The 23067-nt window shown below is 54.6% G+C and carries 23 protein-coding genes; 10 read left to right on the top strand and 13 right to left on the bottom strand.

Features of this window, described 5'->3' with window-relative positions; all coding sequences use genetic code 11:
- Nucleotides 1–28: 28 nt before the first annotated feature.
- The 3 genes from dnaJ to BM316_RS11255 all read right to left on the bottom strand — a co-directional run bounded on the left by dnaJ (nucleotide 29) and on the right by BM316_RS11255 (nucleotide 4206).
- Nucleotides 29–1171: a molecular chaperone DnaJ gene (gene dnaJ, locus BM316_RS11265; protein ID WP_090209421.1), complete on the bottom strand. Its 1143-nt coding sequence runs from the start codon at nucleotides 1169–1171 to the stop codon at nucleotides 29–31.
- 71 nt (nucleotides 1172–1242) lie between these two features.
- Nucleotides 1243–3147: a molecular chaperone DnaK gene (gene dnaK, locus BM316_RS11260; RefSeq protein ID WP_090208428.1), complete on the bottom strand. Its 1905-nt coding sequence runs from the start codon at nucleotides 3145–3147 to the stop codon at nucleotides 1243–1245.
- Nucleotides 3148–3381: 234 nt separating this feature from the next.
- Nucleotides 3382–4206 (bottom strand): ABC transporter permease, encoded by an 825-nt coding sequence (locus BM316_RS11255; RefSeq protein WP_090208426.1) that lies wholly within the window; start codon nucleotides 4204–4206, stop codon nucleotides 3382–3384.
- Nucleotides 4207–4316: 110 nt separating this feature from the next.
- Between BM316_RS11255 and cysQ the strand changes: the two genes are divergently transcribed.
- From cysQ to BM316_RS11220, 7 genes are all read left to right on the top strand, one after another.
- Nucleotides 4317–5114 (top strand): 3'(2'),5'-bisphosphate nucleotidase CysQ, encoded by a 798-nt coding sequence (gene cysQ, locus BM316_RS11250; protein ID WP_207493681.1) that lies wholly within the window; start codon nucleotides 4317–4319, stop codon nucleotides 5112–5114.
- Entirely contained in the window at nucleotides 5114–5914 is an 801-nt protein-coding gene (gene kdsB / locus BM316_RS11245; RefSeq protein WP_090208421.1) for a 3-deoxy-manno-octulosonate cytidylyltransferase, read from the top strand. The genes cysQ and kdsB overlap by 1 nt, the downstream gene beginning before the upstream one ends.
- A 136-nt stretch (nucleotides 5915–6050) precedes the next feature.
- Nucleotides 6051–6944, top strand: a complete 894-nt coding sequence (galU, locus tag BM316_RS11240) for a UTP--glucose-1-phosphate uridylyltransferase GalU (RefSeq protein ID WP_090209418.1) — start codon at nucleotides 6051–6053, stop codon at nucleotides 6942–6944.
- A gap of 128 nt (nucleotides 6945–7072) precedes the next feature.
- A complete protein-coding gene (locus tag BM316_RS11235; protein ID WP_311135666.1) occupies nucleotides 7073–7993 on the top strand; it encodes a glycosyltransferase family 2 protein in 921 nt (306 codons plus the stop codon).
- A 40-nt stretch (nucleotides 7994–8033) separates the two neighbouring features.
- Nucleotides 8034–9044, top strand: coding sequence for a glycosyltransferase family 2 protein (locus tag BM316_RS11230; RefSeq protein WP_165606584.1), 1011 nt, complete (start codon nucleotides 8034–8036; stop codon nucleotides 9042–9044).
- Entirely contained in the window at nucleotides 9041–10744 is a 1704-nt protein-coding gene (locus BM316_RS11225) for a DUF5927 domain-containing protein (protein WP_090208415.1), read from the top strand. Before BM316_RS11230 ends, BM316_RS11225 begins: the two co-directional genes overlap by 4 nt.
- A gap of 482 nt (nucleotides 10745–11226) precedes the next feature.
- Nucleotides 11227–12165 (top strand): sulfotransferase family 2 domain-containing protein, encoded by a 939-nt coding sequence (locus BM316_RS11220; RefSeq protein WP_375342241.1) that lies wholly within the window; start codon nucleotides 11227–11229, stop codon nucleotides 12163–12165.
- Here the strand turns inward: BM316_RS11220 and BM316_RS11215 are convergent.
- The 9 genes from BM316_RS11215 to BM316_RS11175 all read right to left on the bottom strand — a co-directional run bounded on the left by BM316_RS11215 (nucleotide 12162) and on the right by BM316_RS11175 (nucleotide 19650).
- Complete coding sequence (locus tag BM316_RS11215) at nucleotides 12162–12626, bottom strand: PTS sugar transporter subunit IIA (RefSeq protein WP_090208409.1); 465 nt, start codon at nucleotides 12624–12626, stop codon at nucleotides 12162–12164. The genes BM316_RS11220 and BM316_RS11215 overlap by 4 nt on opposite strands.
- A gap of 26 nt (nucleotides 12627–12652) precedes the next feature.
- Nucleotides 12653–13234 (bottom strand): ribosome hibernation-promoting factor, HPF/YfiA family, encoded by a 582-nt coding sequence (gene hpf / locus BM316_RS11210; protein WP_090209415.1) that lies wholly within the window; start codon nucleotides 13232–13234, stop codon nucleotides 12653–12655.
- Nucleotides 13235–13462: 228 nt separating this feature from the next.
- On the bottom strand, nucleotides 13463–14224 hold the full coding sequence (gene lptB / locus BM316_RS11205; protein WP_090208407.1) for an LPS export ABC transporter ATP-binding protein: 762 nt from the start codon (nucleotides 14222–14224) through the stop codon (nucleotides 13463–13465).
- Entirely contained in the window at nucleotides 14221–14709 is a 489-nt protein-coding gene (locus BM316_RS11200; protein ID WP_090208404.1) for an LptA/OstA family protein, read from the bottom strand. The genes lptB and BM316_RS11200 overlap by 4 nt, the downstream gene beginning before the upstream one ends.
- A 16-nt stretch (nucleotides 14710–14725) precedes the next feature.
- A complete protein-coding gene (locus tag BM316_RS11195) occupies nucleotides 14726–15328 on the bottom strand; it encodes a hypothetical protein (protein WP_090209410.1) in 603 nt (200 codons plus the stop codon).
- A gap of 2 nt (nucleotides 15329–15330) precedes the next feature.
- Nucleotides 15331–16299 carry a KpsF/GutQ family sugar-phosphate isomerase gene (locus BM316_RS11190; RefSeq protein WP_090208401.1) on the bottom strand — a complete coding sequence of 323 codons (969 nt, stop codon included), beginning with the start codon at nucleotides 16297–16299 and terminating at the stop codon, nucleotides 15331–15333.
- Nucleotides 16299–16910, bottom strand: coding sequence for a ribonuclease D (locus BM316_RS11185; protein ID WP_090208399.1), 612 nt, complete (start codon nucleotides 16908–16910; stop codon nucleotides 16299–16301). Before BM316_RS11185 ends, BM316_RS11190 begins: the two co-directional genes overlap by 1 nt.
- Nucleotides 16911–16966: 56 nt before the next feature.
- The gene (locus BM316_RS11180; protein ID WP_090208396.1) at nucleotides 16967–19018 is read right to left on the bottom strand and encodes a putative bifunctional diguanylate cyclase/phosphodiesterase; all 2052 of its coding nucleotides are present in this window, start codon (nucleotides 19016–19018) and stop codon (nucleotides 16967–16969) included.
- A gap of 68 nt (nucleotides 19019–19086) precedes the next feature.
- Complete coding sequence (locus BM316_RS11175) at nucleotides 19087–19650, bottom strand: HD domain-containing protein (RefSeq protein ID WP_090208393.1); 564 nt, start codon at nucleotides 19648–19650, stop codon at nucleotides 19087–19089.
- A gap of 225 nt (nucleotides 19651–19875) precedes the next feature.
- Between BM316_RS11175 and ahcY the strand changes: the two genes are divergently transcribed.
- The 3 genes from ahcY to BM316_RS11160 all read left to right on the top strand — a co-directional run bounded on the left by ahcY (nucleotide 19876) and on the right by BM316_RS11160 (nucleotide 22518).
- Nucleotides 19876–21261 carry an adenosylhomocysteinase gene (gene ahcY, locus BM316_RS11170; protein WP_090208390.1) on the top strand — a complete coding sequence of 462 codons (1386 nt, stop codon included), beginning with the start codon at nucleotides 19876–19878 and terminating at the stop codon, nucleotides 21259–21261.
- Nucleotides 21262–21267: 6 nt separating this feature from the next.
- Nucleotides 21268–22053: an extensin-like domain-containing protein gene (locus BM316_RS11165; protein ID WP_090208387.1), complete on the top strand. Its 786-nt coding sequence runs from the start codon at nucleotides 21268–21270 to the stop codon at nucleotides 22051–22053.
- 123 nt (nucleotides 22054–22176) lie between these two features.
- Complete coding sequence (locus tag BM316_RS11160; RefSeq protein WP_090208384.1) at nucleotides 22177–22518, top strand: DUF2853 family protein; 342 nt, start codon at nucleotides 22177–22179, stop codon at nucleotides 22516–22518.
- 105 nt (nucleotides 22519–22623) lie between these two features.
- Here the strand turns inward: BM316_RS11160 and BM316_RS11155 are convergent, their stop codons facing one another.
- Nucleotides 22624–23019, bottom strand: a complete 396-nt coding sequence (locus BM316_RS11155; RefSeq protein ID WP_090208381.1) for a DUF1761 domain-containing protein — start codon at nucleotides 23017–23019, stop codon at nucleotides 22624–22626.
- Between the last annotated feature and the right edge of the window lie 48 nt (nucleotides 23020–23067).

The raw sequence follows: 23067 nt of genomic DNA, 5'->3' as shown, positions 1-23067 counted from the left end.
CGAAGATTTGGTTACAATCGGGTTAAGACTAACCCTTCATCGAGTCCCAGAAATTCTTGACCGAGTTGAAGAAGTTGGACCCTTGCGGGTTATTTTCTTCGCTGAGTTGATCGAATTCCTTAAGGATTTCGCGCTGCCGTGCCGTCAGTTTGACGGGGGTTTCAACGGCCAATTCGATGAACATATCGCCGGTTCCGCCGCCTCTGAGGGCTGGCATCCCTTTACCGCGCAACCGCATCTGGCGGCCAGACTGCGATCCTTCAGGGACTTTCACGCGGCTGCGTCCACCGTCGATCGTTGGCACCTCGATTTCGCCGCCCAGCGCTGCTGTCGCGATTGAAACAGGCACACGGCAGTAAAGGTTCGTGTTCTCCCGCTCAAAAAGTGCGTGATCCATCACCTCGATAAAGATGTAGAGATCGCCGGTTGGTCCGCCGCGCATTCCCGCTTCGCCTTCACCAGCCAAGCGAATACGTGTGCCGGTTTCAACGCCTGCAGGGATGTTGACCGACAACGACTTTTCTTTTTCGACACGACCCTGTCCATGACATGTCTGGCAGGGGTTCTTGATTGTCTGGCCCATACCGGAACACGTCGGGCAGGTGCGTTCGACTGTAAAGAAACCCTGTTGCGCGCGAACCTTACCCATGCCTGAGCATGTCGGGCAGGTTTGCGGTTCTGATCCACCTTCAGCACCGGTTCCGTTGCAGGAATTACAGCTTACGGCGGTAGGGACGTTGATGGTCTTTTGCATCCCCGAGAAGGCATCTTCGAGGTTTATCCGCAGGTTGTAACGCAGATCATTGCCGCGCTGGGCCGAAGACCGGCGCGCACCGCCGCGGCCACCCATGAAGTCGCCGAACAAGTCGTCAAACACATCTGAAAATGCGCTTGCAAAGTCGCCCTGACCTCTCGGTCCGCCGCGTCCGGCACCGCCCATGCCATTCTCGAATGCGGCATGTCCGAACCGGTCATAGGCTGCCTTCTTTTCAGCGTCTTTCAGGACTTCGTAGGCTTCGTTTGCCTCTTTGAACTGTGCTTCAGCCTCGGGATTGTCCGCGTTGCGATCAGGATGCAACTCTTTCGCTTTTTGGCGATAGGCCTTCTTTATTGCGGCTGCATCAGCCCCGCGCTCGACGCCAAGCACTTCGTAATAGTCACGTTTCGCCATGTTCATTTCCCCTTGGGAATGACAATGACCGGCCCAGTTTCCTGACCGGTCATCTTCAAAGACACGCGGCCTTAGTTGTCACGCTTGTCGTCGCCAAGATCTTCGAAGTCAGCGTCAAGAATGTCATCGTCAGCGGCAGATGCCTCTGGCTCTGCGTTGCCGTCTTCCTCTTGCTGCGACTTGTAGATCGCTTCACCCAGTTTCATGGCCGCTTCGGTGACGTTCTGCACACCGGCTTTGATCTTGTCGGCGTTATCACCCTCGAGATCATCCTTCAGCGCCGCAATCGCAAGCTCGATGGCTTCGATTGTTGTCGGGTCGACCTTGTCGGCATGCTCTTCCATCGACTTTTCGGTCGAGTGGATCAGGCTCTCAGCCTGGTTCTTCGCATCAACCAACTCGCGGCGGGCCTTGTCAGCTTCAGCATTTGCTTCGGCGTCCTTGACCATCGCTTCGATATCCTCATCGGACAGACCACCAGAAGCCTGGATCGTGATCTTCTGCTCCTTGCCGGTGCCTTTGTCCTTGGCGCCGACTTCAACGATGCCGTTGGCGTCGATGTCGAAGGTCACTTCGATCTGTGGCATACCACGCGGTGCTGGCGGGATATCTTCGAGGTTGAACTGACCAAGCAGCTTGTTGTCGGCTGCCATCTCACGCTCACCCTGGAACACGCGCAGTGTCACAGCGTTCTGGTTATCTTCCGCGGTCGAGAAGACCTGAGACTTCTTCGTCGGGATCGTGGTGTTACGGTCGATCAGACGTGTGAACACACCGCCCAAAGTCTCGATACCGAGCGACAATGGCGTGACGTCGAGAAGAACAACGTCTTTGACGTCGCCTTGCAGAACACCAGCCTGAATAGCGGCACCCATGGCAACCACTTCGTCAGGGTTCACGCCTTGGTGGGCTTCTTTGCCAAAGAACTTGGCAACTTCTTCCTTCACCTTCGGCATGCGTGTCATACCGCCGACCAGAACAACCTCGTCAATGTCGTTGACCGACAGGCCTGCGTCTTTGATCGCGTCCTTACAAGGCTTGATCGATTGCTTGATCAGATCACCCACAAGGCTTTCCAGCTTCGCACGGGTCAGCTTCATCACCATGTGAAGCGGCTGGCCGTTGGCGCCCATCGAAATGAACGGCTGGTTGATTTCAGTGCTGGAGGAAGACGACAGCTCAATCTTGGCCTTCTCGGCAGCTTCTTTGAGACGCTGCAGGGCCATCTTGTCCTGAGTCAGATCGACAGAATGTTCCTTTTTGAACTCGTCAGCGAGGTAGTTGACGATGCGCATATCGAAGTCTTCACCGCCAAGGAATGTGTCACCGTTGGTGGACTTCACTTCGAACAGACCGTCGTCGATTTCGAGGATCGTGACGTCGAATGTACCGCCACCAAGGTCATAGACGGCGATTGTCTTGCTGTCTTTCTTGTCCAGGCCATAGGCCAGCGCGGCGGCTGTCGGCTCGTTGATGATCCGCAGCACTTCCAGACCGGCGATCTTGCCGGCGTCTTTGGTGGCCTGACGCTGGGCGTCGTTGAAATACGCAGGAACCGTGATGACGGCTTGCGTTACGTCTTCGCCAAGATAGGTTTCGGCGGTTTCTTTCATCTTGCCGAGAATGAAAGCAGAGATCTGGCTGGGCGAATATTTCTCACCCTTGGCTTCGACCCATGCATCGCCATTGCCACCGTTCACAACGGCAAACGGCATGTTCTTTTTGTCTTTTGCCAAATCAGCATCGTCGAACCGGCGACCGATGAGACGCTTGACGGCAAAGATTGTGTTTTCTGGGTTAGTGACGGCCTGGCGCTTGGCAGGCTGCCCGACGAGGCGCTCATCATCTGTGAACGCAACGATGGATGGTGTTGTCCGTGCACCTTCGGCATTTTCAATCACCCGCGGTTTGGAGCCATCCATGATGGCGACGCAGGAGTTGGTTGTCCCAAGGTCGATACCAATAACTTTGGCCATTTTTCAAATCCCTCTACTTTAGGCGGTTTGAGCGGCATGAACCCGTTTCGGCATCCACGCCAGTTTCATAGTGAGAAGACAGGCTGACCGCCTGAAAACTCGATCTTGGCGTATATAGGGTTGGGTTTTCGGTGCTGCAACCAGTCACACAGGCGTGAAAGAGGGAAAAACGCGGATTCTTTGCCCGTCACGCCGCGCAAGCCCTGAAGTAGCTAAATGAGCGCCAGATATTTACTATCTGGCAGCAAACCAGCTGACAGATGCATGCTGCCTGCTGAAAAATTCCGCCATAAAGCCGATCAACAAAAGCACCATTGTCAAAATCACTGGATAAGCGATTTGGGAGTTCATCGGCGTGTAGTGCAGGAAAGCGAAACCGCGCGCCTGATCAATCGCGTGAAACAGCGGATTCCAGTCAAACCAAGCCACCATCGTTGCGGGCAGAGAGTTGGCCAAGAACATTTTGCCAGAAGCGATCATGTTTGCACGGATGTAGAACTGCATCAGCAGGGGCATAGCGTTGGGGAACCACGGTGTCAGGACGCCAAAAATCAACCCCACCGCACAGCCGCTTCCCCAGGCAAGCAGAAGCATCCCGTAAGCGCCGATCGGCTTGTCGATGGTAATCGGGTTGATGAGAAGGTGATAGGCAAGGAGCATGATGCCGATCGCCAGTGTCTTCTGGTAAAGCATGCTGAACGTGGTCGCGATGAACGAAATGACCGTGTTCATGGGGCTATGCATCATCGAAGGCGATGTCGGGCTAACAGCTTGGGCCAATTGGCGGACGGTCATGACATGCGTGAGATAGAGGAAAATTCCTGTCATGATGTAGAGGATGAAGTCGCCGCGGATTGGTGACGTCCTGACGCCGATCAGCTGGAACATGACAAAAAAGACGCCAACCAGAATAACGCTGCGCATGATCACCACGAGAATTCCGACAATGGCATTGCGATGGCCACCGCGGATATTCTGCACAATCGTGTGGTAAATCACCGACACGATGCCAAAGAAGCTGCTGACCTTGTTGCGATGGATGCGATTGGTTTGAAACATTTTATCCGATGCCGTGGCTCCGCTGCCAACATAGCCCAGCAAACTTGCTGATTTGCTATCGAGAGACCATAAGCGACTGCAGAAAACGGATCAACTCAAGGTAAGACCTGATGGACTACGCTGCCCTGACCCGCGTCATGCGCAAACTCGCTCTCGATGCTGGCGACAAGATCATGGAAATCTATGCCGCTGACGACTTCGACGTTCGTGCAAAGGGTGATGACAGTCCGGTCACGGCTGCTGACGAAGCAGCGGATGCAATCATCAGTGCCGGCCTCAGAGACGCCTTTCCGACGGTCCCGCTGGTGGCCGAGGAGCAAGCGGCATCACATGAGCTGACCGCTAAAACCTTCCTGATTGTTGATCCGTTGGATGGCACCAAAGAATTTATCAAGAGGCGCGGCGATTTCACCGTCAACATCGCATATGTCGTCGAAGGCGAGGCGGTGCGCGGTGTGGTCTATGCGCCAGCAAAGGAAAGATTGTTCTACACCGACCAGAACGGCCAGTCGGTCGAAGAAGTAGGACCATTCGCGAAAGACGAAATCGGGCAAACACAGCCGATCTCGGTGTCGCATCCTGATAACGAAGCGTTGCTTGTTGTCGCATCCAAGTCGCACCGGGATGAGGCGACGGACGATTATATCTCGAAATACGCGGCTGCTAACATGAAGAGTGCGGGCTCATCCCTGAAATTTTGCCTTGTTGCGACAGGAGAGGCGGACATTTACCCTCGGCTTGGTCGCACCATGGAATGGGATACCGCGGCAGGACATGCCGTACTGCACGGTGCAGGCGGAAAAGTCGTCCGCTTTGATGACCATACTCCGCTGACGTACGGCAAGGCAGGATTTGAAAACCCGTTCTTTATCGCCTTTGCGCCCGGCGTAAATCTGGAGAAAGCGTGATGTCTGTTCTGATTGCGATACCGGCCCGCTATGCCTCCACGCGATATCCGGGAAAGCCGTTGGTCGGTTTGCGCGGGGCAGGCGGAAAGTCAAAAAGCCTGATCCAACGCTCGTGGGAAGCGGCGATATCGGTCAATGGTGTCGATCAGGTTGTCGTGGCAACCGACGACGAACGGATAGCCAATGCGGCGCGCGCATTCGGAGCTGAAGTTGCCATGACCTCGACTGACTGCGCAAACGGGACTGAGCGCTGCGCGGAAACCCTATCAAATCTGGGTAGAGACTTTGATGTTATCGTCAATCTACAGGGCGATGCCCCTCTTACGCCTGCGTGGTTCGTCGAGGATCTTATCGCGGGACTTCGAGAGAACCCTGACGCTGATGTCGCAACGCCGGTTTTGCGCACAGATGGACGTGCCCTCAACGGATTTCTGGCGGACCGCCGCGCAGGCCGGGTCGGTGGCACAACAGCAGTCTTTGGAACCGACAACAACGCGCTGTACTTTTCCAAAGAGGTCATTCCCTACACTGGGCAGACCTTTGCAGATACTGACGAAACCCCTGTTTTTCATCATGTGGGTGTCTACGCCTACCGGCCTGATGCCCTGCGTGCCTACGCCACTTGGCCGGCCGGACCTTTGGAAAATCTGGAGGGTCTTGAGCAACTGCGCTTCCTTGAGCGCGGGGTTCCAATGCTTTGCGTCGAGGTCGAGGCACGGGGGCGCCAGTTTTGGGAGCTCAATAACCCGGAAGATGTTCCGCGGATCGAAGCAATGATGCAGGACATGGGACTGGACTAGGGTTCGGAGCTGACATCATATGATCGCCTTTCGTGTGGCGGTTTAATCGGAATTATGTGTTCATGCCGTCTTAATGTCGTCGCACTAACCGGCTATGCAGGATGCTAAATCTGAATCGCAGCAAATGGGCAGAGAAATGCAGAGAAAAGTGACCAAAGCGATCTTTCCCGTCGCAGGGCTGGGGACACGTTTCTTGCCTGCGACAAAGTCGGTTCCTAAGGAAATCATGACTTTGGTTGATCGTCCGTTGATCCAATATGCAATCGATGAAGCGCGTGCCGCCGGGATCGAGGACTTCATATTCGTCACGGCACGCGGCAAGTCTGCGCTCGAAGACTATTTTGACGTATCTCCCGATCTTGAAGCAGAGCTTGAAAAAGCAGGAAAGACAGATCTGCTCGAGGTTTTGCAGGCAACCAACATGGAAAGTGGCACGATTGCCTATCTTCGCCAGCACAAGGCGCTTGGCCTTGGCCATGCTGTTGCCTGTGCGCGCAAGCTGATCGGTGACGAACCGTTTGCTGTCATGCTGCCGGACGACGTGATCTCCGGACCCAAACCCTGTTTGCAGCAGATGGTTGAGGCGTATGAGGAAACAGGTGGCGCGATGGTTGCAGCAATGGAAGTATCGCCTCAACAAGCTTCGCTTTACGGTGTGCTCGACGTCGCTGAACAGAATGGCCCGCTCGCGCGGGTGCAAGGCATGGTGGAAAAACCGCCACTTGGCGAAGCGCCATCAAACCTCGTGGTCATTGGCAGATACATCCTGACACCCCAAATCATGCGAAATCTTGAGGATATCGAACGCGGTGCGGGCGGTGAAATTCAACTGACCGATGCCATCGCAGCGGAAATCACTGCTGGACGCGATGTATATGGCTACCGATTTGACGGGCAACGATATGATTGCGGATCGAAGGCTGGCTTTTTGCAGGCGACAGTCGCCTTTGCATTGTCGCGTCCAGACCTGCGGGATGAATTCTCTGACTTTCTCTCGGAAATGCACGCGACAAGGCAGGCGGCGCAATAGGACTTCGCCGGATGGCGTTGAGCTCAGACAAGGGCTTGCCGGGACTGTCAGGTGCCTATCGGTTGCGTTGGAAAAGGCGGCGTTTCCTGTTCCGTATCTGGCGGAAACGGCACGAGATTACATCTATCGTGGATCGGACCAGCGACATCAGGCGCGATAGCATCTTACTGTTCTCTACCGTGCGTAATGAGGCGTTGCGGCTGCCGTTTTTCCTTGCCTACTATCGCAAGCTTGGGGTGACCCACTTTTTCTTCGTTGACAACGAAAGCTCTGACGGGACGGCCGAATTTTTGCGACAGCAACCCGATGTCTCTCTCTGGCACAGCGCGCATTCATACAGGCTCTCCCGTTTCGGTATGGACTGGTTGGGTTGGTTGCTTTGGCAATTTGGTCATGGGCATTGGTGTCTGACGGTCGATGCGGATGAACTTCTGGTTTATCCAGATTGCGAAGCGCGCGATTTACGCAATTTGACCTCTTGGCTGGACACCAAACAAAGATCATCATTCGGTGCAGTGATGGTGGACCTTTACCCGAAAGGCCCGTTGGGCGGCAGTTCCTATCGCGCTGGTGATGATCCTACAGAGACCCTTAGCTGGTTCGATCAAGGTAACTACCGAAGCAGCATTCACGCATACTACGGCAACACCTGGATTCAGGGCGGTGTCAGGGAACGCGTATTCTTTTCAGATCAACCAGAACGCTCACCGACTTTGAACAAGACCCCGCTGGTGCGCTGGAATCGCCGATACACCTACGTAAGTTCGACGCATCAGATGTTGCCCCGTCATCTTCACGATTCGTTCGACCTTGAGGGGAAAACGAAAGCGAGCGGCGCACTACTTCATACGAAGTTTCTGCCGATCATCGCTGAGAAGTCGGCCGAGGAACTGGAAAGAAAACAGCATTTTCAAAACACGACACTTTACCAAGACTACCACCGGCGTCTGGCGAGTGGCATTACCCTCTGGCACAAGGACGCCGCGTACTATGATGGACCGCAAAAACTTGTCGAATGCGGGTTGATGTCAAAAGGGGATTGGGTCTGATATGCAGGCTTTATTCTTAGACAGAGACTAGTTTCGTACCTTGGGAATTTTGACCTCATACCGGTTGCGTTGGCAAAGAAAGCGTTGGCGCCTACGCGCTTTGCAAAAGGGCCGCGACTTACGGGAGGTTGCGAACAGAACCAAGCGCATCGCCCCTGATGATATCCTCTTGTTTTGCGTGTTCCGTAATGAAGACGTGCGGCTCCCGTACTTCCTGTCCTACTACCGCCGCCTTGGCGTCAATCACTTTATCATGGTCGATAATGACAGCCAGGACGAAGGCGCAGCTTACGTTCTGAAACAACCTGATGTTTCGCTCTGGACGACAAAAGGCGCCTATGGCGACTCACGCTTTGGCATGGACTGGTTGACCTATCTGCAAGGAAAGTATGCGCCGGGGCATTGGGCGCTGACAGTCGATGTTGATGAATTCTTTGTCTACCCATTCTGTGACACGCGGCCAATCCGGGCGCTGGCTGATTGGTTAGACGCGTCGCAGGTGCGTTCATTCGGCGCGATGCTTTTGGACATGTATCCCAAAGGGCCGGTTGGAAGCACCAATTACAAGGCGGGTGAAGACCCATTTAAAACCGCGTGCTGGTTTGACCCAGGCAACTACGTCATTTCGCGAAATGCCTTGTTGCGCAATCTGTGGATCCAAGGCGGGCCACGTGCGCGAGCATTTTTCGCAGGCAAACCCAAGCAGGCGCCCGCGCTCAATAAAATCCCATTTGTAAAGTGGCGGAAGCCCTACACCTACGTGAGCTCAACACATATGATGCTGCCGCGTGGCCTGAACCTTGTCTATGACCAACAGGGTGGTGAAAAGACGTCCGGCATTCTGCTCCACGCCAAGTTCCTTAACACATTTGTGGAACGCGCCAGTGAGGAGGCGGAGCGCGGGGAACACTATAAGGGCGGAAAGGAATACAAGACTTATGCCGAACGCCACGGAGCTGACCCAGACCTTTGGTGTGAATGGAGCGAGCAATACATCAACTGGCGGCAGCTGGAGATCTTGGGGCTGATGTCGAAGGGAAATTGGGCATGACGCTTGGTGTCATCATGTTGGTCCATACGGCCTTTGATCGCGCTGAACAGATGGTGCGCCGCTGGGCCGAAGGCGGCTGTCCGGTTGTGATCCATGTTGATCGAAACGTTGAGCCCGCAACACACGACCATTTTGTGCATGCAATTTCCGATCTGCCGGATGTTCGTTTTGCCAGCCGGTCTCGGTGTGAGTGGGGGACCTGGGGTCTCGTTGAAGCAACGCAATCGGCCGCAACGCTGATGCTCGATGAGTTTCCTTCGGTCAGCCATGTATATCTCGCCTCTGGGGCCTGTATGCCTTTGCGGCCCGTCTCTGAACTTGAGGCCTATCTTGCCCGGCATCCGGATACAGACTTCATCGAAAGCGCGACCACTGCTGATGTCCCCTGGACTGTTGGAGGCCTTGACCGCGAACGATTCACGCTGCGTTTCCCTTTCGCCTGGAAAAAGAACCGCAAGCTGTTCGACCTCGCAGTTCGTTTGCAGCAACTCGTGGGCTACCGGCGCGCCCTTCCTGAAGGATTGGTTCCCCATATGGGGTCGCAGTGGTGGTGTCTGACGCGGCAAACGCTTGAGGCCATCCTACAAGACCCAAAACGCCCAGCGTATGACCGTTACTTCAAAAGCGTCTGGATCCCCGACGAAAGCTATTACCAAAGCCTCGTCCGCATGCATGCAAGGCGCGTCGAGAGTAAGTCACTTACGCTGGCAAAGTTTGATCACCAGGGAAAGCCGCACATCTTCTTTGATGACCATCTTGAGCTATTGCAGAGGTCAGGTTGCTTTGTCGCGCGTAAGATTTGGCGAGATGCCGAACTCCTTTTTCAAACTTTTCCTCAGCCGAGTGCGCCGGACCAAATTGATGCTGAACCCAATACCGGGGCGGTTGATCGGTTGTTCTCGCAAGCTGTTGAACGCCGCACCTATGGTCGGCCCGGTCTCTTCATGCAAAGCCGCTTTCCCAGCAGTGACCGGCAAGCGGTTCTGACCGCCTCGCCTTACGCGGTTCTACAGGGTTTTGATGATATTTTCCCTGATTTCCAACGGTGGCTTGCACGTAGAACCGGCGCAGAAGTACATGGCCATCTTTTTGCCCGTGATCGGGTACACTTCGCCGATGGCGTTGAATTGTACAGGGGCGGCTTGTCAGACCATCCGCGCCTGCGGGACTACAATCCCAAGATGTTTTTGACGAACCTGATTTGGAACGCCCGTGAAAAGCATCACTGTTTTCAGTTTGGCCCCGCCGACAGCCAAGGAATTTGCTGGACCCTGGCCAAGGATACAAATGCCAGTATCTGGGTTGTCACCGGCGCTTGGTCGGTTCCGTTATTCTTGTCTGGAAGGTCGGCCAGTGAGGTGCGCGCAGAGGCTGCTCGATTGCAGCGTATCGAGAACAAATTTCTGAAAGTCTTGCGGTCGCCACAGGTTCGCGCCCGCGTCAGGATCATGTCGCTCGCCGAATTTGTCGAGGCACCGATGGATGTTCTGCAGACGATCATTGATGAAATCGCAGGGCACAAGGGGCGGGCAATTTCCGAGGCACCTCGCATGGCCGATATCGAAGGCCTTGCGGCATTCTTGCAAGATCTCAAGAACCAAGGGATGCACCCTTTCCTCACCGGTGACATCACCGCGCTAACGGTGCAGACGCGACGTCGGCAATCACGCCGCAAACCTTACATCGTGGCCGGGAAATGAGCCGTTTCGATTACTTCGTTATTCTGGCCGAGATGCGCACGGGGTCAAACTTCCTTGAAGAAAACCTGAACCACGTTGAAGGCGTCACCAGCCATGGCGAGGCTTTCAATCCATCTTTCATTGGATCACCAAAGACGGAGGCGCTGTTGGGGGTCACGCTGGAGGAACGGGAAGCGAAACCTTTTGTGCTTCTCGAAAGGATCAAGGAAAGCGACGCGATGGCGGGCTTTCGCCTCTTTCACAATCATGATCCGCGTATCGTGCAAGCGTGCCTGGAAGACCCCCGTTGTGCCAAAGTCATCCTCAGACGCAATCCGCTGGACAGCTTTGTAAGTTGGAAGATCGCGCAAGCTACCGGACAATGGAAACTCACGAACGCGACACATTCAAAATCGCAACCGATCTCTTTCGATATTTCAGAGTTTCGGACCCATCTTGATGCAATCACTGGATTTCAGAAAGAACTCCTGCGCAAGTTGCAAGTGACCGGCCAGACGGCATTCCAGCTTGACTACGATGATCTTCAGGATGTTGAGGTTTTGAACGGTTTGCTGGGTTTTCTGCAGTCGCAAAATAAACTCGGTAGGATCAAGAAAAAAATTAAAAAGCAAAACCCTGAAAGTCAAAAAATCAAAATAAAAAACTTTGATGAAATGTCAGAGACCCTCAAGGAGGTTGATTGGTTTGGTCTTTGGGGTATGTCCAGCTTTGAGCCGCAACGCGGCCCATCTATTCCATCCTATATCGCGGCAGGGCGATCAGGTTTGTTATATGCCCCTCTGAAATCCGGCCCGGATGCTGCAGTAAAAGAATGGCTGGAACGGCTTGATGGTGTCCAGCCGCTGGCAAAATTTACACAGCGCAGCCTGAGAGAATGGTACGAACAGCACCTGCCGCACCGGAGTTTCACAGTGGTGCGCCACCCCGTCGCCAGAGCACACGCCGCTTTCTGCGACCGGATCCTGATCGACAAGAATGGGCGCTTCGCGGAAATTCGAGCAAACCTGCGTCGCGTCCACAAGCTACCGATCCCGCAAGAAGCGCCGTCAATGACACGCGAAGACGGCTATGACCTTGAAGCACACAAAACTGCGTTTGCCGCTTTTCTGAAATTCTTACGGTTGAATATTTCGGGGCAGACCAGCATCCGTGTCGATCCGACTTGGGCGAGCCAACATGCCCTACTGCATGGCGTCACGCAGTTTGCTTGCCCGGATGCCGTGTTGCGGGAAGAGGAGCTTCACACGGCTTTGCCCAGTCTTGCAGCGGCAATTGGCAAGTCCGGGGTGCCCGAATTCATCAACGCAAGGCATCCATATCAGGATTGGCTTGACGAGATCTACGATCTGGAAATCGAAAAAGCAGCTCGCGCCGCGTATGCACGAGACTATGAGATCTTCGGCTTTCGCGATTGGGCCTAGGCGGCTTGTGATGCCTGAACCTCGGTCAGAATTGTATGTAATGTCGCTGCCTCGCTATTGGCCCGCAGCTTTGCACAAATTGCCTGATCGCGGAGCGTCCGCGACACCAGTGCAAGTGCCTTGAGGTGGTCAACACCCGCATCCTCAGGTGCGATCAAAGCAAAGACGAGGTCGACTGGCTGACGGTCGACGGAGTCAAAGTTGATCGGCTTTTCCAAACGAAGAAACAGTCCACACACCTCTGACGCAGTTGTCAGGCGCGCGTGTGGCAGTGCAATGCCATGGCCAACGCCAGTCGGGCCAAGCCCTTCGCGTTCGATCAGAGCATCAATGACCTGGGTTGCTGACAAACCATAGCTGGCTTCTGCCAGTTCACCCAGATCATGGAAAAGACGCTTCTTGCTGGTGCAGGAAGAAATCGATTTGACCGCATCAGCCCTAAGTATCGTGCTCATTCGCATCGAACGCGTCTCTTGTTTTCAGGTGGCTATGCCGACCCATTTGTTCGCGGGTCAATCCAGCCAATGTTTCCATCATCACGCCGGTAAACGACGTTTATTCCGCTATGTTTTTCGTTCCGAAATACCAAAACAGGCGCACTCGAAAGCTCCATCTGCATCACCGCCTCACCGACCGACAAAGAAGGAATCTTTGCCTCCATCTCGGCGACGATCATGGGGTTTGATGCGTCCTGTTCGGAGTCCTCCGACTCGTCCCTTGATTCGAGGATATATGACCCCGCATCCGAAAGTTCAACTGGCTGTGATCGCTCGCGATGGTGGTCTTTTAAGCGGCGCTTATATCGACGAAGCTGCTTATCCATCTTTTCTGAGCTTGAGTCGAATGCGGCGTAAATTTCATGCGCCTTACCTGTCGCGGAAGCATTCAGACCCGTTGAAAGGTGGACAACGGTTTCGCAGACAAACTCATGCCCCGACTTTGAGAAAGTCACCATGGCCTCGGTCGGGCGACCGGCATATTTGCTCACAATATCGGTCAGTTCCGTCTTAACGTGGGTCTGGAGAGCCTCGCCTATGTCGATCTGTTTTCCGCTGATTTGGTAACGCATCATTCCTCCTTTGATCGTTCATTGACAGGAGTGCATGAACAGTTGCCCATGCACCAAATCCCGACACTACGTTATGAAGTATGAACGCGATTTCCTGAGTTTAAGCCGCTTTGTCCGGCAAGGTGCCGATGGTCGAGCGGAATGGAAACGTCGCGTCATCATCCCCTTCATTTGGCGATGAAATCGAGGGTGTTGTCAACGACACAGTCGTTAACGCGCTGAAAAGAATCAATTAACGCGGAAGTTATTGCCGAGATATACGCGCCGCACGTTTTCGTCCTGCACAACCTCTTGTGTCGTGCCGCTCATCAGGACCTTGCCGTCATGTAAGATGTAGGCGCGATCAACGATTTGAAGCGTTTCCTGGACATTATGATCAGTGATCAGAACACCGATTCCACGGTTCTTTAGATCGGCGACAAGATGTCTGATTTCGCCAACTGCAATCGGATCTACACCCGCGAAGGGTTCGTCGAACAATACGTATTTTGGTCCGGCTGCGAGGCATCGTGCAATCTCGACCCGCCGCCTTTCACCGCCTGACAAGGCCAAGGCCGATGCCCGCCGCAAATGCTCGATAGAAAATTCTGAAAGCAGCTCTTCAAGGCGTTCGCGTCGGCGATGGCGGTCCGGGACAGCTATTTCGAGAATGGCCAGGATATTGTCTTCAACAGTCAGCCCGCGAAAGATCGACATTTCTTGCGGCAGGTAACCGATACCCAGTTTTGCACGACGGTACATGGGCAAGGCGGTAACATCGCGCCCATCAATCGCAACACGGCCACCTTCGGGGGTGACAAGACCCGCGATGGAATAAAAGCAGGTCGTCTTGCCTGACCCATTCGGACCCAACAACGCAACAACCTCGCCGCGGCCAAGATGCATGCTCACATCCCGGATGACCGGGCGCTTGCGGTAGCTTTTGCGAAGGTTGGTGATTTCCAGACCTTGGGAACCATCAGTGACAGTGAATTGCGCAGTGTCGGTCATTCGCCGTCACCTTGTTGCAATACGGTTCTCACCCGGCCGTCCATCGTCGCGCTTCCTGTGGTGACATTGATCACCATGCGTCCTGCCGCAATGGCGCTGGGTCCTTGGGTTAATAAGACATCGCCAGTGAGTGTAAGAAGGCCCGTTTCAATATCATAGACCGCTTCTTGCGCTTCAGCGGCTTCGGTTGCCGTGACGAAAGTGACGCCATCGGCCGCAACAAGCTGAGCGATTTCTGATGTATCGGCGCCGTAGACGACTTCGACGCTACCGGCAGTAATGCGCAAATCACCTTGGCCGATAACTACGCTGCCCTCGAACCGCGCGATACCGGTATCTTGATCGATGGACAGCGTGTCTGCTGTCACTTCAATGGGGGCAGTATTGTCGACAGTCAGGCCCCCGAGATCGACATTTGTCTGCGCCTGCGCGAGAGAGGCGAAACCCATGACAAAAGTCACGCCCAAGGCGAAAATTCTTGTCATCTCTGCGCTTCCTTTGTCATGGCCTTTGGCCTGTATATAGCAGCCGCACGCCATTGGTGAACACCATCTGCTGGCCCACCTCTTCGGAGGTGACTTCGAACCGCACATTTCCGGCCGTGATTTCACCGAAAGGGGCGCGAACCTCCAAAAGGCCATCTGACGTCACGACGCCGGATCCAAGATCGGCGATCAACCCGTTTGTCTCAAGTTGATAGCCGTTCGAGGTCTCGATCCTTGCTAGGCCCAGAAATTGTGCGACGCGTGCGCGCCCATCGAGCTCTCCCGACACCGCGGTCACGTCAATCTGGATACCTTCGGTCGTGTTCAACCGCATCCCGATATCTGAAATCATAACTGTGTCAGGATTGTTCTGGTCGGGCTGTGCCGACTTTGCAGAAACCACCACCGTCGATCCGTCATCTGTCAATCCTGAAAACTCGGGTGCAGCCAGCCTTTGTTCCCGCGCGATCTGTTCAACCTCAGCCATTGCGACTTCATCTGTGTCGTTTGCGCTTCTTGCAAAAAGAAACAGTGTTGAAAGCAATGCAATTGCGCACAGTGGCAGGATGATCTTGGCCCATCCGACAAACTGCGAATAGAGGTTGTCGTTCGGTTCCACCGTCAAACAATCCCGGCGCGCAGGCAGTCATGAATATGCAAGAGCCCCGCAACTTTGCGGTCGGTTTGTGGGTCAACAGCAAACAGGCAGGTGATCTTACGATCATTCATCAGCGCGACTGCTTCCTCGGCGAGGGCCTCTGGTGACACGGTTTTGGGATTTGCCGTCATAACGTCACCCGCGGTGTGATCAAGCAGCCCGTCCAGGTGCCGCCGCAAATCCCCGTCTGTCACAATTCCGATCAGCCTTTCGTCGTCATCGACGACACCCACAACGCCGAAACCTTTTTGGCTGATTACCAACAAGGTTTCGCCCATCGAAGTGCTGGCATGGACCAGCGGAACAGACGCGTCAGTGTGCATTAGGTCGGAGACTTTCGACAATCGCGCACCGAGTTTGCCGCCGGGGTGAAATTCGCGGAAGTTTTCAGGCGTAAATTGTCGATGCTTCATCAGCGCCACGGCCAGTGCATCACCCAAAGCGAGCGTCATCGTCGTCGACGTTGTTGGAACAACGCCGGTGCCACAGGCCTCACCCAGTTGGGGCAGGACAAGCCGCACATCTGCCCTGGTAAGCAAGGTGCTCTCAAGTTTACTGGCAACCCCGATCATCGGGATGCCGAAACGCCGTGTGTAGGCGACGAGGTCCGCCAGTTCGGGTGTTTCGCCCGAGTTGGAAAGAACCAGCACGACATCGCCTTTGGTCATCATTCCTAAGTCGCCGTGACTGGCTTCAGCTGGATGAACAAAATGCGCCGGCGTGCCTGTGCTTGCGAATGTTGCTGCAATCTTGCGTGCGATGTGACCGGACTTTCCCATGCCTGAGACGATCACCCGCCCTGTCGCGCCCAAAAGTAGTGCCACCGCGTCGGCAAAATTCTGATCGAGGCTGTCGGCGAGTACCCGCAAGGCGTCCGCCTCTGTCTGGATGACCGCCTTGGCGGTCGCCAGAAATGTGTCGTTGTCAGCCATCAGTGCGCAAAAATGTCTGTATCTGGCCAGCCTGCCAGATCGAGCTTTGCCCGCGTCGGTAGGAAATCGAAACAAGACTGGGCAATTTCAGTCCGCCCCTCACGTTCGAGCAACCTGTCCAGCCTGTCACGCAACCGGTGCAGATAAAGGACGTCAGACGCGGCATAATCGAGTTGTGCCTCTGTGAGGTTCTGCGCGCCCCAATCGCTTTGTTGCTGATGTTTTGAGATGTCAATTTGCAGCAACTCCTGCAAAAGGTTCTTCAATCCGTGGCGATCAGTGAACGTTCGCACGAGTTTCGACGCAATTTTCGTGCAGTAGACAGGCGCGGCGGTTGCGCCAAAGGCGTTGTGCATTGCAGCAATGTCGAAACGTCCAAAGTGAAAAAGCTTCAGAACGTTTGGGTCCTCAAGCATCGCACAGAGATTGGGAGCCTCAGTTTGGCCCTTGTGGACTTGGACAAGATGGCAATCGCCGTCACCGGATGACATCTGGATCAGGCACAAACGATCTCGATGAGGATTTAGCCCCATCGTTTCACAGTCGATGGCAACGACTGGCCCAAGGTCGAGGTCCGCTGGCAAGTCTTTCTGATAGAGATAATTCGCCATGGTCGCCCCTTGTTCCGAAGTACTTGATGTTCAGATACGGGCTGCCAGCTGAATCCTCAAGCCCGTCGCGAAGTGGCGCTCTTTTGAAAGGCGAATTCTGATGGCCGGTTTGCGTGCTTTTCCAGCCATTTGCCAAAGGCATCAGGCGCCATTGGCTTTCCGAAACCAAAACCTTGTCCGATCTGGCAGCCCCTCGCGGCCAGATGGGTAGCTTGGGTGCTATGTTCGATACCTTCAGCAACGACGTGCAAGCCGAGTTCAGCAGCAAGTGCAAGAACGGCGCGGGCCACGGAATCAGCAGTCGGGTCGGGCAGTGGTGCCACAAGCGAACGATCAAGCTTGAGGCCGGTAATGGGAAGCTGCGCAACCTTTGAAAGTGCCGCGTAGCCAGTGCCAAAGTCATCCAGTTCAAGTCCGATCCCGCATTCCGCAAGCTGGTCGATATTGATGGCGGCCATGTCGCTAGAGCTTTTGATCAGTGTCGTCTCCAACACCTCAATGAGGACCTGATCCTCAGCGAGCCCCGATCGATTGAGTGAAAACAAGAACCTTTCAATAAAGTTTGGGTCGGCCAAGGTCTCAGGTGCAGCGTTGAGTGAAATACGCGGTGTCCAAAGATGCCGATCCTGCCACCGCTTTGCCTGTTGCAGCGCTGCGCGCCAGACAGCGTGGTCGAGCTCGACAATCAAGCCAGCATTTTCGGCAGCCTTGAACAACATGACCGGCATGATCAGTCCGCGCTCAGGATGGTTCCATCGTGCCAAAACCTCTGCACCGTGAAGAAGGCCATTCTGCAAAGAGAACTGAGGTTGAAACCAAGGTTCAATTTGCCCGGTCTGGATCGCATCCCGCAGTTCATACTGGAGTTTTTGAAAGTCGCTTCTGTCGTGGCGCATACTCTGCAGATGGAGCCGCGCGCAGTCTCCGCCTTCGGACTTTGCAAGTAACATTGCCACCTCTGCTTCTGCCAGGATATCCATTGGTTTTTGTGTCGATCCATCCACCGCGAGAAAGCCTATACTTGCCCTGACTTTCAGGCGGCGTCCGGATATCACAATCGGGCGTGACAGGACTGATTTGATCCGGTCGAGCACCGAATCCGGTGTTTCGTAGCAGACCAGTACGAATTCATCGCCGCCGACGCGCGCCACAAAATCCTCATCGTTGACGGATGTTTGCAAGATATGTGCCACTTTCACCAGAAGACGATCACCAATGTCATGACCGGCTGTGTCGTTGACGTCCTTGAAACCGTCGAGGCCTACAAGGAACATATGTAGTTCAGTCGTCGCGTCAGATTGGGTCGCCTTTTCAATAAACCTTGCCAAGGCGCTACGATTGGGCAGGCCGGTCAACTGGTCGTGCGTGAGCATATGTTCCAGTTGCTCATTCGCCAGTTTCAGTCGCCGCCGTGAGGCTTGCAGAACCTTTTTCTGCCTTTGAAGCCGTCTGATCGTATATTTCACCGTGTATTGCGCTGGCCAAAATACAAAAACCGCTTCCGCGAGAATAATCAGAGCTGACGCAATAAGGAGTGCGTCGCGCAGGCGCAAAAGATGGTTGGCCTCTTCCTCGACAATGCGTGCAAACGCTGCTGACGCAGCGATCATTTCAGTTCTTAAACCGCCGTTCCAGTAGATGTCTTGAATCCGTTCTTGCGTCTCCATTGCGTCGCCAACGCTTAAGCCAGGGACCGCCATTGCAAGTGCCGCAAATGCCTCAATGCGCTCGGATAGCTCATCGAACATTTCATGTGTGTCGCCGTCTTCGTGGCTCACCCGCGAAAGTTGGTTTCGGCTCTTCTCTGTGGCCGCAAGCAGTTTCTGGACAGCCTGTCTGAGTTCCCGCGCATCGGGGTCTGTTGGCGCTGGCCAATTCTCAACCAGTGCGATGGTTTCCTGCGCATGCAGCAACTGCGCGTTCGACGTATTCATCCCGTCAGATGCGAGTTTGGCGCGCTCAATGGCTAAACCGTTGAAGAAGTATGTGGCGACCGCCAAACCCAATACAGTCAGGATGGCGAGAGCATGCTGCAACCAGATACGTGAGGGGTTACCTAACGCCCCTCGCGCGATTTTCCGTTTCAGTTTCCTCAAGCGGCGCGACATACAAGAATCCCAACTTCTTAGGCTCCTTGTCGTCTGGATAACTTAATTATCGGTTGAGTGGTCTCAGTTCACAGGCGGCGCGCAAGTGTGAAGTATTGCTCGGTGAAGGCTTTGCGCACCTCTACTGGTGGTCTCAACTTGATTGCAAGGCGATCGGCCAATTCGGGATCCTGCTTGCCAAAGAATTTGTCGGCTTCGGTCCGTGAGAAGCCTGCAATCTGAACAGCCTCAAGCCAAGCAGACAGGCGGTCGGCCCGTTTGATCTGTCGCTTGATAGAGACGGGTATCTGTGCGGGCAGTCCGAACCGCAGATGGATCGCTGCAGTTAACCTTTCATCAAGCGCACCATAGCCTGGCCCGACCGCAGCTTTGACCGGGCTGATCATGTCTCCAATGACATACTCTGGCGCATCATGCAGAAGCGCGGCAAGCTGCCACTTCACAGGGGCATTCTTGTTCTGGCTGCTGAAGATTTCGGTCACAAGCAGAGAGTGTTCAGCAACCGAGTAAGCGTAGTCGCCGCTTGTCTGCCCATTCCAACGCGCCACAAATGCCAGTCCGTGGGCGATGTCTTCGATCTCGATATCGACCGGCGTGGGATCAAGCAGGTCGAGCCTGCGACCTGAAAGCATGCGCTGCCAAGCGCGGGGCTGAGCTTTGGGCATCGTGACCTCGGTTGTGGTGCGGAACTAGGGATAGTGCGAGGCGGTGGCGCGGTAAACCGCCTCAGAGACATGACTTCTTAATTTGGGTGCTATATCGCAATTGATCAGGGCAGGCGCCTTGCCATTGTCGGTCAAGAACCACCCTGCTATCAGCGCAATGAACTCAAATATCCGTGCCGCAGGAGGCAACCAATGAAAGACTACGTCGTCAAGGATATCAATCTCGCAGGGTTTGGCCGCAAAGAGCTTGATATTGCCGAAACAGAGATGCCGGGGCTGATGGCGCTCCGCGAAGAATACGGCGACGCCAAACCACTCAAGGGTGCGCGGATTGTCGGCTCTTTGCACATGACGATCCAGACTGCCGTCTTGATTGAGACTCTGGTCGCTTTGGGTGCCGACGTGCGCTGGGCATCCTGCAACATCTTTTCGACCCAGGATCACGCGGCCGCTGCAATTGCCGAGGCCGGCATCCCGGTCTTCGCCATCAAGGGACAGACCTTGGAAGAGCATTGGGACTATCTCGACAAGTCTTTCATGTTCTCTGAAGGCGCGAACATGATCCTTGATGATGGCGGGGATGCCACGCTCTATGTCTTGCTCGGTGCCCGTGCTGAAGCTGGCGAAGAAATCATCCCTGTTCCTCAATCTGAAGAAGAGGCCGTGATCAAGGCGCAAATCCTTAAACGCATGAAAGAAAGCCCCGGCTGGTTCACCAAAACCAAGGAAGCGATCAAAGGCGTGTCTGAGGAAACCACGACAGGCGTGCATCGTCTCTATGACCTGCATAAAAAGGGCCAACTGCCTTTCCCTGCAATCAACGTCAATGACTCGGTCACAAAGTCGAAGTTTGACAACAAATACGGCTGCAAGGAATCACTGGTGGACGGTATCCGTCGTGCGACTGACACCATGATGGCAGGCAAGGTAGCGGTCGTCTGTGGTTATGGCGATGTCGGTAAAGGTTCTGCCGCATCCTTGCGTGGCGCTGGCGCGCGCGTCAAGGTGACCGAGGTTGATCCGATTTGCGCGCTTCAGGCCGCAATGGACGGGTTCGAGGTTGTTCTTCTGGAAGATGAACTTGAATCCGCTGATATCTTCATCACGACGACCGGCAACAAGGATGTGATCCGGATCGAGCATATGCGCGAGATGAAGGACATGGCGATTGTTGGCAACATTGGCCACTTCGACAACGAGATTCAGGTTGCTGCGCTGAAAAACCACAAATGGACCAACATCAAGGAACAGGTGGACATGATCGAGATGCCGTCCGGCAACCGTCTGATCCTGCTGTCCGAAGGCCGTTTGCTGAACCTTGGCAATGCTACCGGTCACCCGTCTTTTGTGATGTCTGCATCGTTCACCAATCAGGTTCTGGCCCAGATGGAGCTTTGGAACAATGGCGACAACTACGAAATCGGCGTGCATATCCTGCCAAAGCACCTCGATGAAAAAGTCGCCCGTCTGCATCTCAAGCGTATCGGCGTAAAGCTGACCGAACTGAAAAAGGATCAGGCGGATTATATTGGCGTGACTGTCGAGGGTCCGTTCAAGCCTGAGCATTACCGGTACTAAACGCGCATGAGGCATGGTCGGCGGCAACAAATCGCAGAGCGTGCCAGCGAAGAACGACAGAAAAGAAAAGGACGCAGCCTCGCCATTCTCAGTGGTTTGGCGGCGTTTTCTTTTGCGGGTTTGCTCGCCTACGGTGTTTATCTGCTGCTTACGCACCCGCAAACGCCGCTGCCTTCGGCTTGGAACCCGACAACACCATTGCAGGTCAGTGATGCCGTAACGCCGCTGACCAGTTGGAAACTGGACAGGACAGCCAAGAACTATGCCGCCTGTCTTGCGACGATGGACGCGGCTGGACGCGTGGCGGCCATGTCGCCGTTGGAAGAGAGCGAGCAATGCTTCATCAGAGATCGCGTGAACGTGTCGGCAGTGGGCAGCGCCCGAGTTGATCCGTTGGAAACCCGCTGCGCAATCGCCCTTCGCCTCGCGATGTGGGAAGAGCATTCACTCCAGCCAGCAGCGTTAACGCACCTTGGTAGTCGGGTCAGTGCGATTCGCCACTTTGGCAGCTACAGTTGCAGGCAGATCCGTACACCGCGCGGTACCTCTTCGCGGATGAGCACGCATGCCACTGCAAACGCAATCGACATCAGCGGTTTTGACCTCGAAAACGGGCGTCGCATCAGGCTGGTGAAAGACTGGGATGGTGACTCAGCAGCAGCGGCGGATTTTCTCCGACAGGTTCGCGACGGCGCATGTGACTGGTTCGAACTGACCTTATCGCCTGATTACAACAGATTACACGCCGACCACTTTCATTTGCAGTCGCGCGGGTGGGGTGGATGCCGGTAGGACCGGCTTTCTTCTGTGTTTCTTTTTTCTTTGCCTCTCTGCAACAGGCATCTTACCTTCTCAGGAACGCCGCAAAGCGCGACGCGTTATAATGAACAACTTTAGCAATGGGGACACAGCTTAATGGGTAAAAGAGATGAACTGATTGAGAAGTATGCAGATGATCTGAAGAACAAGTGCGGGATGACGCCTGACATGGATCTTCTGACCAAGGTGACAATCGGGTGCGGCCCGTCGATTTATAATGCAGACTCTGCGACAGTTGCTGCCAGTCAGCCTGGCGAGCTTGAAACAGTAAAGAACAACTTTCTGATCAAGAAGCTCGGTCTCTCTGATAGTCCCAAGCTTGATGAAGCCATTCAGTCTGTCATTGAGACCTATGGCCAGTCAGAGCGGAACAAGTACCGCGCAGTGGTGTACTACATGCTCACAAAACACTTCGGCAAAGAGTCAGTTTATAACTGATCAGTTTTCTCGAACGACGGTTCCGACGCCCGCCCTCCGGCGGGCGTTTTGCTATGATAACCCACACACCGCAGACAACTTAACTGCGGCAGCGAGGATATCAGCTTACATCACTGTCAGAACAAATCCGATGATCGTTGCCGAGGCAGTTGCATAGCCTCCGTCGATGACCGCCAGTTTCCAAGGCCGGTTGGAATAGCCGACATTGATGAAAATCCACGGTGTGATCAGAAACAGTCCCACGCCCAGTCCGGACATGATGCCCTTGCCGACCGTATCAATCCCGGACAGGACAAAGCTGTGCCGCATCATTCCAGCGACAAGTAGAATACAGGCGAAAGACACCACATAGGGGATCGGATTTCCCGAATTGACGGGCTGTCCGTCAGGCCCGACTTCGACGCCGGCCGCTTCCATCCATGGTTTTGACAGAACCATGTAGTATGCTGCCCCAAAGGCAAACGCGGCGGCGGCCGCGACGATGACCGAAATAACACCCATAGTTCCCTCTCAAGCTGGCTTGGCACAACTATGACGGTGTTTTTTCAA

Source organism: Yoonia litorea (genome assembly GCF_900114675.1).
GTDB lineage: Bacteria > Pseudomonadota > Alphaproteobacteria > Rhodobacterales > Rhodobacteraceae > Yoonia > Yoonia litorea.
Note: the sequence above shows the minus strand (reverse complement) of the source record. Positions and strands in the feature narration are given on the sequence as shown.

Coding starts and splice junctions, on each gene's coding strand:
- BM316_RS11215 (WP_090208409.1), bottom strand. CDS start 12,626: ATGCGAATGAGCACGATACTTAGGGCTGATGCGGTCAAATCGATTTCT.
- BM316_RS11155 (WP_090208381.1), bottom strand. CDS start 23,019: ATGGGTGTTATTTCGGTCATCGTCGCGGCCGCCGCCGCGTTTGCCTTT.
- dnaJ (WP_090209421.1), bottom strand. CDS start 1,171: ATGGCGAAACGTGACTATTACGAAGTGCTTGGCGTCGAGCGCGGGGCT.
- lptB (WP_090208407.1), bottom strand. CDS start 14,224: ATGACCGACACTGCGCAATTCACTGTCACTGATGGTTCCCAAGGTCTG.
- hpf (WP_090209415.1), bottom strand. CDS start 13,234: ATGCGTTACCAAATCAGCGGAAAACAGATCGACATAGGCGAGGCTCTC.
- galU (WP_090209418.1), top strand. CDS start 6,051: ATGCAGAGAAAAGTGACCAAAGCGATCTTTCCCGTCGCAGGGCTGGGG.
- kdsB (WP_090208421.1), top strand. CDS start 5,114: ATGTCTGTTCTGATTGCGATACCGGCCCGCTATGCCTCCACGCGATAT.
- BM316_RS11180 (WP_090208396.1), bottom strand. CDS start 19,018: ATGTCGCGCCGCTTGAGGAAACTGAAACGGAAAATCGCGCGAGGGGCG.
- BM316_RS11190 (WP_090208401.1), bottom strand. CDS start 16,299: ATGGCTGACAACGACACATTTCTGGCGACCGCCAAGGCGGTCATCCAG.
- BM316_RS11185 (WP_090208399.1), bottom strand. CDS start 16,910: ATGGCGAATTATCTCTATCAGAAAGACTTGCCAGCGGACCTCGACCTT.
- ahcY (WP_090208390.1), top strand. CDS start 19,876: ATGAAAGACTACGTCGTCAAGGATATCAATCTCGCAGGGTTTGGCCGC.
- BM316_RS11165 (WP_090208387.1), top strand. CDS start 21,268: ATGAGGCATGGTCGGCGGCAACAAATCGCAGAGCGTGCCAGCGAAGAA.
- BM316_RS11175 (WP_090208393.1), bottom strand. CDS start 19,650: ATGCTTTCAGGTCGCAGGCTCGACCTGCTTGATCCCACGCCGGTCGAT.
- BM316_RS11255 (WP_090208426.1), bottom strand. CDS start 4,206: ATGTTTCAAACCAATCGCATCCATCGCAACAAGGTCAGCAGCTTCTTT.
- dnaK (WP_090208428.1), bottom strand. CDS start 3,147: ATGGCCAAAGTTATTGGTATCGACCTTGGGACAACCAACTCCTGCGTC.
- BM316_RS11225 (WP_090208415.1), top strand. CDS start 9,041: ATGACGCTTGGTGTCATCATGTTGGTCCATACGGCCTTTGATCGCGCT.
- BM316_RS11160 (WP_090208384.1), top strand. CDS start 22,177: ATGGGTAAAAGAGATGAACTGATTGAGAAGTATGCAGATGATCTGAAG.
- cysQ (WP_207493681.1), top strand. CDS start 4,317: ATGGACTACGCTGCCCTGACCCGCGTCATGCGCAAACTCGCTCTCGAT.
- BM316_RS11200 (WP_090208404.1), bottom strand. CDS start 14,709: ATGACAAGAATTTTCGCCTTGGGCGTGACTTTTGTCATGGGTTTCGCC.